The sequence below is a fragment of the Pseudomonas endophytica genome (assembly GCF_001411475.1).
Taxonomy (GTDB): domain Bacteria; phylum Pseudomonadota; class Gammaproteobacteria; order Pseudomonadales; family Pseudomonadaceae; genus Aquipseudomonas; species Aquipseudomonas endophytica.
On the sequence record NZ_LLWH01000054.1, the window covers coordinates 1 to 9,215 of the forward strand.

8 protein-coding genes are annotated in these 9,215 nt (G+C 59.0%); 6 read left to right on the forward strand and 2 right to left on the reverse strand.

Annotated features, from left to right (window positions below; genetic code table 11):
* Window positions 1-187 precede the first annotated feature (187 nt).
* Window positions 188-1,120 (reverse strand): helix-turn-helix transcriptional regulator, encoded by a 933-nt coding sequence (locus AQS70_RS05355; protein ID WP_055101874.1) that lies wholly within the window; start codon window positions 1,118-1,120, stop codon window positions 188-190.
* A gap of 582 nt (window positions 1,121-1,702) precedes the next feature.
* Between AQS70_RS05355 and AQS70_RS05360 the strand changes: the two genes are divergently transcribed.
* The 4 genes from AQS70_RS05360 (at window position 1,703) to AQS70_RS05375 (ending at window position 5,636) form a co-directional block, all read left to right on the forward strand.
* Window positions 1,703-3,052 (forward strand): MFS transporter, encoded by a 1,350-nt coding sequence (locus AQS70_RS05360; RefSeq protein ID WP_055101875.1) that lies wholly within the window; start codon window positions 1,703-1,705, stop codon window positions 3,050-3,052.
* A 98-nt stretch (window positions 3,053-3,150) separates the two neighbouring features.
* Window positions 3,151-3,843, forward strand: a complete 693-nt coding sequence (locus AQS70_RS05365) for a fumarylacetoacetate hydrolase family protein (protein ID WP_055101876.1) — start codon at window positions 3,151-3,153, stop codon at window positions 3,841-3,843.
* A gap of 41 nt (window positions 3,844-3,884) precedes the next feature.
* Window positions 3,885-4,643 carry an SDR family oxidoreductase gene (locus tag AQS70_RS05370; protein ID WP_055101877.1) on the forward strand — a complete coding sequence of 253 codons (759 nt, stop codon included), beginning with the start codon at window positions 3,885-3,887 and terminating at the stop codon, window positions 4,641-4,643.
* Between the two features lie 36 nt (window positions 4,644-4,679).
* Window positions 4,680-5,636, forward strand: a complete 957-nt coding sequence (locus tag AQS70_RS05375; RefSeq protein WP_055101878.1) for a 2-hydroxyacid dehydrogenase — start codon at window positions 4,680-4,682, stop codon at window positions 5,634-5,636.
* Between the two features lie 61 nt (window positions 5,637-5,697).
* On the opposite strand, the gene AQS70_RS05380 is transcribed toward AQS70_RS05375, so the two are convergent.
* Window positions 5,698-6,210, reverse strand: a complete 513-nt coding sequence (locus tag AQS70_RS05380) for a dihydrofolate reductase (protein ID WP_055101879.1) — start codon at window positions 6,208-6,210, stop codon at window positions 5,698-5,700.
* Window positions 6,211-6,311: 101 nt separating this feature from the next.
* Here AQS70_RS05380 and AQS70_RS05385 point away from each other — a divergent pair, with 101 nt between their 5' ends.
* Window positions 6,312-7,691, forward strand: a complete 1,380-nt coding sequence (locus tag AQS70_RS05385) for a DUF2868 domain-containing protein (protein WP_055101880.1) — start codon at window positions 6,312-6,314, stop codon at window positions 7,689-7,691.
* Window positions 7,684-9,048 (forward strand): GTPase/DUF3482 domain-containing protein, encoded by a 1,365-nt coding sequence (locus AQS70_RS05390; RefSeq protein ID WP_055101881.1) that lies wholly within the window; start codon window positions 7,684-7,686, stop codon window positions 9,046-9,048. Before AQS70_RS05385 ends, AQS70_RS05390 begins: the two co-directional genes overlap by 8 nt.
* The last annotated feature ends 167 nt before the right edge of the window (window positions 9,049-9,215 follow it).

Below are 9,215 nucleotides of genomic sequence, written 5' to 3' on the forward strand. Positions count from 1 at the left end.
CGAGCCTTTGATCGACATGGGCCGCACGGCGTTGAACGTCAGCGGTTCGATGGTGGCGGGCACCGTCACCAGCCAAGCGCTGCACCAGACCGACAAGGCCATTTTGGCTGAAGACGATCACGGGGATTTAGCGCACACGTAAACGCTTCTAGTCCTATCACGAGGGGCGATCATCGCCCCTCGTCAGTCACGTATTGGACGGCGACTGCGGGGTGTCAGGGTTGAGTTGCTGGCGTCTGAATTGCCCCGGTGGCTGTCCATGGATCTGGCGAAAACGTCGAGAGAAATACGCTTCATCAGCGAACCCGCAGAGTCTCGCCACTTCCCCCACCGGCCGTGTCCCATTCAATAAAAAATTGCGCGCCGCGTGCATCCTGCGCTCCAGCACCAGCTCGGTGAAGGTCTTGCCGATTTCCTTACGCAACCAGTGCGTCAGGTACGTGGGTGACAGGTAGGTCGCCGCCGCCACCTTGATCAGGTTCAGATCGGGGTCGGCAATATTCTTCCGTAAGTATTCCGACATCCTGCTCAGCGCGTCGCGTCGGCTGACCTCAGCCGCATTCTCTTCTGCCAACCGTTTCAGCGGTTCGGCATACAAGGCGCAGACCTTGCCCACCAATTGCAGCAGCAAGCCCTTGAGCATCTCGCGAGTGCCGAACTGACGGTTTTCATCCAGCACGCGCATCTGCTCGATCAAGGCGCAGACGCTGGCGAAATCCTCATCGCCCAAAACGAAGTCCAAATGTTCCTGAAAGCGGAACGGCGACAATTCAGGGGCCAAGAGAATCGAGACTTCCTCCAGATCCATTGGGTCGCACTGCAAGTGCGGCAGCAAAAAGGTCTGGGAAAAATTGATCACCATGAAATTGCTTTCAGGCGGATGAGGAATAACGTGTACGCGATGCGGCAGGATGAAAGCCAGCGTGTTGCGGGCAAACGGGCGTTCAACGTTGCCAATGTGCTGCACGGTGTCGCCACCGATATTGATCTGGATCTGAAAATATTCGTGGCGATGCGGGCTGGTTTCGGCGCGCCGTCCTTTTTTGTCGCGGATGTAGAAGTCCATCAGCTCGCTGCGTTGCTGCATGACATAGGTGGGTACTCGGCTTGATGACGACATCGCCTGAGGATCCTCGACAGGTAAAAGGGGCGGATTATCGGCGCATCACGACCTGCGCAGATGCAGGGCATTGTGGCGGCGGACAGCCTGTGTTTCAACAGCTCATAGGATGACCTCACTTTCGACACAATAATTGTATCTCTGTGTGATATGTCGCCCTGTCCAAAAAGATAAGATCACACCACTAGAATAAAAACCTTTTAATACAACAATTTAACGATATTAAAAGCCGCATCACCAGAAATAATAAATCTGGATTTTTTTTGGACACCTGCATTTTTTACGGTTTTTAGAGAAAAAAACGATCTAACACCGCCATTGATTTTGCGAGGTTGTACGATCACATTGAACGCCAATGCAGTACGCCCCTTCCAAAAATAATCAAAAGGTGCAGATTCATGAACAGGCTTTTTTCCCCTTTTAACACTCCCCCCGACTGTCCCTGTCCGAAGGCGCCTCTGAGCGTCTAGTTGCGTCTGTCCGCGCCTTTATCCACTCACGATTGGTATGCCCCGTAAAGAGGGTAATGCCTTGGGCTGTGCGCGAACACTTCGATTCGTCTAACAATAAGAAGGTCAACTCATGTCGAACTCGTCTATTTCCTCTGCCACCGCAGCGTCGGTCGGCGTCGGCGCACGGGACGCCGTGGTGCCTGAACGGCTGCCAACCCGTCGGCGCTGGTTCATGCTGTCATTGCTGTTGATCGCCACGATCATCAACTACATCGACCGCGTAAACATCTCAATTGCCGCTCCGTTCATGGCCAAGGATCTGGGCCTGGACAAGATTGAAATGGGCCTGATTTTCTCCGCGTTTGCTTGGACCTATGCGCTGGCCTTGGTGCCTGCGGGTTTTATTGCTGACCGCTTCGGCTCGCGACTCACCTATGGCGTGTCGCTCATCAGTTGGTCGACGGCCACCGTGTTGCAAGGCTTTGCCACCGGCTTCGCCTCACTGTTCGGCCTGCGTCTGGCTGTTGGCGCCATGGAAGCTCCGGCGTTTCCGGCCAATAGCCGTGCGGTGACGGTCTGGTTCCCGGCCCGTGAACGCGGCATGGCCAGCAGCATTTATGTGTGCGGCCAATACTTGGGCACGGCGCTGTTTACCGGCGCGCTGTTGTGGCTGGCCACAACCTTTGACTGGCGCCATGTGTTCTATAGCACCGGGATCTTGGGCATTGTGTTCGGTGTGATCTGGCTCTTTTTGTACCGTGATCCGCTGAACTGCAAAAAAGTCAGCCCGCAAGAACTCAAGTACATCGAAAACGGCGGCGGCTTGGTCAAGAGCAGCCAAGAGCGTACAAAATTCAACTGGCGTCAAATCGCCGAGCTGTTTAGCTATCGTCAGGTGTGGGCTATTTGCATCGGCAAATTCGCCAGCACCTCGGCCTTGTACTTCTTCCTGACCTGGTTCCCTACGTACCTGATCGAAGAACGCAAGCTGACCATGATCAAGGCCGGGATCTTCGCGGTGCTACCGTTCATCGGTGCAACCATCGGCATTCTGCTGGCGGGCTTCATCTCCGACATGCTGATCCGTCGTGGCTACTCAATGTCCTTCGCCCGCAAGTTGCCATTGGTGGTCGGTTCGATGCTGGGTATGTCGATTGTGCTGGTGAATTTCACCGACTCGAACGTGTTCTGCATTGCCATCCTGACCGTTGCTTTCTTCGCCCAAGGCATCGCTTCTTCGTCCTGGGCAGCTGTCTCTGAAATCGCCCCTAAACAACTGATCGGCCTGACCGGCGGGATCACCAGCTTGGCCGCCAACATCGGCGGGATCGTGACCCCGATTGTGATCGGCGCCATCGTCCAGTCCACCGGTACGTTTGCCTACGCCTTCTGGTTCATTGGCGGCGTGGCGTTGATCGGCACCCTGTCCTACTCGTTACTGCTGGGCCGCTTGTATCGCATCGAACTGAAGGCGCGCTGAGTCATGAACGCGTTTTTCTCCAACCCAAGACTGTATTCGTCCAACTACATAAAAGATTGCCGCCGTACGCTGATGCTTCTAACAGGACAACTACAAAAATGACTATGACTGAGTATGTATTTACCCCTGATTTGCCCGTGACCTTGCCAGTAGCCGGTAGCCAGCAGCGCTTTCCCGTGGGCCGAGTGTTCTGCGTAGGCCGCAACTACCCTTGGCCAGACACCCAAGGCCAGTCGCGTCAGCCGCCCGTGTTCTTTATGAAGCCCGCGAGCAACGTGGTAGAGACAACCGGTGAGGTGACGTACCCGCCGCTGACCGAGGAGTTTGTTCACGAAATCGAGTTGGTGGTGGCGATTGGTGAGGGCGGTGCCAATATCCCGGAAAGTCAGGCACTGGCCTATGTCTGGGGCTATGCGGTCGGGCTTGACCTGACCCGTCGTGATGTCCAGCGCGCCGCCAAAAGCAATGGTTTGCCGTGGGAAGGTGCCAAAGTGTTTGACGGCTCGGCGCCGATGACAACCATCGTGCCGGTGACTCGCGCAGGCCACCCGAATGGCGATTTGTGGCTGAACGTTAATGGCGAAGAGCGCCAGCGCGACAGCCTCGACAGCCAGATCTGGTCGGTCAGTGAAATCATCAGCCGTATTTCGCAATCGGTCGCACTTCGCGCCGGTGACTTGATCATGACCGGCAGCCCGGCAGGCGTAGATGTGCTGCTGCCAGGCGACGTCATCAACGCCGGGATCGACGGCATCGGCCAGCTGGAAATGCGCGTCAGTCAGCGCCCTTAAACCGGGTAAACGCCTCAAGAATTGTAATAGGAGATAACACCATGAACAGCCCTCTTAAAGTCGCTCTGGTCACCGGCGCCGGTAGTGGCATAGGCCGCGCTGTAGCACTGGCGCTTATGGCTGACGGTTTTACCTTGGTATTGGCTGGGCGCCGCCCCGAGCCTTTGCAGGCATTGGCCGAGCTGGCCATCAGTGAAGGACACCAAGCCTTGGCGGTGCCCACTGACGTGCGCGACCCGTCGAGCGTTGATGCACTGTTTGCCACCATCACAGAGGTTTACGGGCGTTTAGACGTGGTGTTTAACAACGCTGGAATCAACGCCCCTGCGGTGCCGTTGGATGAATTGACGTTTGAGCAGTGGCGCAACGTGATCGACACCAACCTCAACGGTGTTTTCCTGTGTGCCCGCGGTGCCTTCGGCCTGATGCGCCGGCAACAGCCGCAGGGCGGACGCATCATTAATAACGGTTCGATTTCGGCCCACACCCCACGCCCGTTCAGCAGCGCTTACACCGCCAGCAAACACGCGGTATTGGGACTGACTAAATCTCTGGCTCTGGACGGCCGCGAATTCAACATCGCGTGCAGCCAAATCGACATCGGCAACGCCCTGACCGAAATGTCGGTGCGCATGACCAAAGGTGTACGCCAAGCCAACGGCACCATCGCGGTAGAGCCGATGGTCGACGTCAAACACGTCGCCGATGCCGTGCGTTACATCGCTGGGCTGCCGTTAGACGCTAACGTCCTGAACATGACCGTCATGGCCAGCGCCATGCCGTTTGCCGGTCGCGGTTGAGCCGGCTTTTTTATTCCGTTTCGCGAGGTTTACACCATGAAACCAGAAATTTTGCAGCTCAGCCCAATCCTTATTCCGGCCATCAACACACGACTCGAAGAGCTGTTCACCGTTAGACGTTACTTCCAGCAGGCCGATAAACAGGCGTACTTGCAGGAACACGGGGCGAACATTCGGGGCGTCATCACCGGCGGGCACACGGGCATCACCCAAGCGGTGATGGCGCAATTGCCCAAACTGGAAGTGGTGGCGGTCAATGGCGTCGGTACGGATGCCGTCGACCTAGCCTACGCTCGCGATCGCGGGATCCGCGTGACCGCGACCATCGGCGCGCTGACCGAAGATGTTGCCGACCTGGCCATTGGCTTGTTGATCTCCGTGTGCCGAGGCCTGTGCACCAGTGATCGCTACGTGCGCTCGGGTCAATGGCCGCACAGCCCGACGCCGTTAGCACCGTTGCCCTTAGCCCGTCAGGTGTCGGGCATGCGTATCGGTATCGTCGGCATGGGCCGAGTTGGCCGTGCAGTGGCGACCCGAGCCGCAGCGTTCGGTTGCCCGATCAGCTACACCGATCTGCAACCCATGAGCGATCTGGATTACACCTTCGTGGCGGATCTGAAAGAGCTGGCCAGCAACAGCGACGCGCTGATTCTTGCCGCCGCGGCCGATAAAGCTGAAGGCATCATCAATGCGCAAGTGCTCAAAGCGCTCGGCAAAGACGGTTACCTGATCAACGTGGCACGCGGCAAGTTGGTTAACGAGGTCGATTTGGTGGCGGCCTTGGCCGCAGGTGAAGTCGCAGGCGCGGGGCTGGATGTGTTTGTTGATGAGCCGCACGTGCCCGAAGCGCTGTTTGCCAATGAAACCGTCGTACTGCAACCACATCGCGCCAGTGCAACGCTGCAAACCCGCACGCGCATGGGGGAAATGGTGGTCGCCAGCCTGGTAGACAGCTTCGCCGGGAAAGTACCGCAAGGTTCTGTGACTGACTGAAGCCGTTAAACAAAAAGCGCCGTTTCTTTTGAGACGGCGCTTTTTTTATACGTTGTAACGATTACCGTCTTTCCCACACCTCAAAGCTGAATGCGGGCTTACCCTCTGCCGCTGCGTGCTTTTGTTCCGACACCAACGCCCACTGCGCCTGCTCAAACTCAGGGAACCACGCATCGCCCACCGGGCTCAGGTCTACTCGCGTCAGGTACAACCGGTCGGCATCCGCCAAGCCCTGGGTGTACAACTGCGCGCCGCCAATCAACATCACTTCGCTCACGCCTTGCTCTTTGGCCCATACTTGCGCGCGCTCGACAGCGGCCTCCAAAGACGCAAACACTTCGGCACCTTCGAGCTGCAAGTCGGTCTGACGACTGACCACCAAGTTCAAGCGCCCCGGCAGCGGGCGGCCCAGCGAATCCCAGGTTTTGCGCCCCATGATGATCGGCTTGCCCAAGGTGGTGGCCTTGAAATATTTAAAATCCGCAGGCAAATGCCACGGCATGCTGTTGTCGACGCCGATCACGCGGTTTTCACCGAGCGCCGCGATCAGGCTGAGGGGGAGAGATTTTTTCATGTCGGCGAGGATAGCAGAGCCGCCCCTGCTGCTGTCAGTACCCCGCCTGACTAACCGCCAGACAGCGGTTATGCTCACGGTTCACTTAGATGGAATGTCGCGTGACTCAACTTTCCCCGTTGCAACGACTTTGGCTGACCGAAACCGTGCGCCTGCGCGAAGAACACGCAGGCCCGCTGGACGACCTTGAGGCCAACCGCCGCGCCCGCAGCAGCGCTGGCGACCTCGCTACGCGCCTGCAAAACCGCGCACTATGGCTGGCCGAGCGAGATGGCTTGGTCAGCGCCATGCGCCATTGGCTTCAAGGTTCGCGCCTTGCACTGTTGGGCCTCGCCGTACTGGCCATCATCAGCGGCGGCGGTTTGGCGTTTGCCGCGCTGGGGGACGGGCAACGGCCGGTCAATGTGTTCTGGGCGCTCGGCAGTTTGCTCGGGGTCAACCTAGTGCTGCTGCTGAGCTGGTTGCTCGGGGTGATCTTCGCCGGGGAGCATGGCGCCAGCCTTGGCCGTTTGTGGCTGTGGCTCAGCGGCAAATTAGCCCGTGACGCCAAGGCCGCGCAGCTGGCCCCGGCGCTGTTGCTGTTGCTGCAACGGCAAAAACTCAATCGCTGGGCACTGGGCACATTGGTCAATGGGTTATGGCTGCTGGCAATGCTCAGCGCGCTGACGCTGATGCTGTTATTGATGGCCACCCGCCGTTACGGTTTTATTTGGGAAACCACCCTGCTGAGCGCCGATGTCTTTGTCAGCGCCACCCGTGCCCTCGGGGCACTACCCGGCTGGCTAGGCTTTAGCGGCCCGAGCGAAGCCATGATTCGCGCCAGCACCGACACCCTAAATAGCAGCGAAGCAGTCCGCCAAGCGTGGGCGGTGTGGCTGGTGGGCGTGCTGTTGGTTTACGGGGTACTGCCCCGCTTGGTACTAACGGCCTTCTGCCGCTGGCGCTGGATACGTGGGCGCAACGCGCTGCAACTGGACCTCAACCTGAACGGCTACAGCCAACTGCGCGAGCGTTTAATGCCTAGCAGCGAACGCCTTGGGGTCAACGATATCGCCCCCGAACAGTTGCACAGCGTGGAAGCTGGGCAGACTGATCTGCACACCGAAGGCGCGTTGATAGTGGCCATTGAGCTGGACGATCAACACCCGTGGCCGCCCACGTTGCCAGCCACGGTCAAAGACGCGGGCATCCTCGACAGCCGCGAATCCCGGCAAAAATTACTTGAGCAAATGACCCGCTTCCCGCCTGCGCGCTTGGCGATTGCCTGCGACCCACGGCGCTCGCCAGATCGCGGCAGCCTGGCGTTAATCGCTGAACTGGCACGCAGCGCCGCGGCCACCCGCATTTGGCTGCTGCAAGCACCACACGGTCAGGCGCTAGACGCAAACCGCTTGGGCGACTGGCATCACGCTTTAGAGCAACTGGGGTTGCCGTTCGCTACCAGCGCCCCGATCAACTGGCTGGAGACAGGCCATGACTAAGCCTCTGACGCTGGCCGTGGTGGGCCACACCAATGTCGGCAAAACATCGTTACTGCGCACCCTCACAAGGGACGTCGGATTTGGCGAAGTGTCCCATCGCCCCAGCACCACGCGGCATGTTGAAGGGGCGCGACTGTCGGTCGACGGCGAGCCATTGCTGGAGTTGTATGACACGCCGGGGCTGGAAGATGCCATCGCGCTGTACGATTACCTGGAGCGACTCGACCGCCCTGGCGAACGCTTGGACGGCCCCGCTCGGGTCACACGCTTTCTCGACGGCAGCGAAGCGCGCCAGCGTTTTGAGCAAGAGGCCAAAGTACTGCGCCAATTGCTGGCCTCTGACGCCGGGTTGTATGTGATCGACGCCCGCGAGCCGGTGCTGGCCAAATACCGAGACGAACTCAGCGTGTTGGCCAGTTGCGGCAAACCGCTGTTACCGGTGCTGAATTTTGTCAGCAGCCCGCAGCATCGCGAGCCTGAGTGGCGTGATGCGCTGGCCCGGCTTGGCCTTCACGCACTGGTGCGGTTTGACAGTGTGGCCCCGCCCGAAGACGGCGAGCGTCGTTTGTATGAAAGCCTCGCCTTGTTGCTGGAGCATTCACGCGGCGCGCTGCAACGTTTGATCACCGACCAACAAGCCCAGCGCGAAGCCCGTAAGCACAGCGCCTTGCGCTTGATCGCCGAACTGTTAATCGACTGCGCTGCCTGCCGGCGCAGCGTTGCCAGCGAAAAAAGCCTTGAGCAACACGCCGTGAGCCAGCTGCGCGAAGCGATTCGCCAGCGCGAACAGCGTTGCGTCGAGGCACTGTTAAAGCTCTACGGCTTCCGCCCCAATGATGCGGCCGCCAGCGACTTGCCGCTGCTGGACGGGCGCTGGGGCGATGACTTGTTTAACCCCGAAACCCTCAAACAACTGGGCGTTCGAGTCGGCAGCGGAATAGCCGCCGGGGCTGCCGCTGGTGCGGGTGTGGACTTGATGGTTGGCGGTCTAACGTTAGGCGCGGCAGCGCTGGCCGGAGCGATTGCCGGGGGGGCGCTGCAAACGGCGCGTAGCTACGGCAGCCGCCTCATGGGCAAGCTCAAGGGGCAGCGCGAATTGACCGTGGATGACAGCGTGTTGCGCTTACTGGCCTTGCGTCAGCGCCAGTTGCTACACGCGCTCAATGCACGCGGGCATGCGGCGGTCGACAGCATCCAAGTGGCCACCCCGCAAGACAAAACCTGGCGCGAAGGTAAATTGCCCGAAGCGCTGAACAAAGCCCGGGCGCACCCTCAATGGTCGTCGCTCAACCCACAGGCAAAACTAAGCCAGGGCGAACGCCAAGAGCAGATCGAGTGGCTGGCCGAACATATCTAAACCTGTAGGCTGCGAGCTTTTAAGGTCAAAAGATCGCAGCCCCGTAGGAGCTGCCGAGGAACGAAGGCTGCGAGCTTTTAATCTATCGGGCCGCTCTAAAACTCTCAAGATCGCAGCCTTCGGCAGCTCCTACGAGACCAGCCCTATTTCTGCCCACGCGTGAAACA